The following is a 433-nucleotide window of genomic DNA, read 5'->3' as shown; positions in this document are numbered from 1 at the left end:
ACGCGCTGCTCGGCGGACTGCGTCCCGTGGTCAAGGGCCTGGACGGCAAGAAAGTCAACGAGATCACCAATGCCATGATCGAGGCCCTCCAGGGTCAGGGCGGTGCCCTTTCCGACCTGCTGTCCAGCACGGGTTCGTTCACCCAGACCCTGGCGGCGCGCGACCAGTTGATTGGCGACACGATCAACAATCTGAACACCGTGCTCGGTACCGTTAACTCCAAGAGTGCGCAATTCAACACCAGCATCGACCAGTTGCAGCCGCTGATCAGCGGACTGGCCCTGCGGCGAGACCCAATCGCCTGGGCCATCGCCCTGATGGCGTCCGCCGAGAACGATCTGACCGAGATGCTGCAGAAGGGTCGCCGGCCGCTACAGGGCGTCCTGGAGAACACCCGCCCGTTGGTGCAGCGGATGTATGAGCGGCGTGGAGA

General features: G+C 63.5%; 1 protein-coding gene. It reads left to right on the top strand.

What is annotated here, in order from left to right:
* Positions 1-433: MCE family protein (locus tag FH08_RS0134000; protein ID WP_031362630.1), on the top strand; the 433-nt coding region annotated here is incomplete at both ends.

The sequence above is a fragment of the Caballeronia sordidicola genome (assembly GCF_000729995.1).
Taxonomy (GTDB): domain Bacteria; phylum Pseudomonadota; class Gammaproteobacteria; order Burkholderiales; family Burkholderiaceae; genus Caballeronia; species Caballeronia sordidicola_A.
The sequence above is the reverse complement of the archived record's forward strand: the minus strand, read 5'-3'. Positions and strand labels throughout refer to the sequence as shown.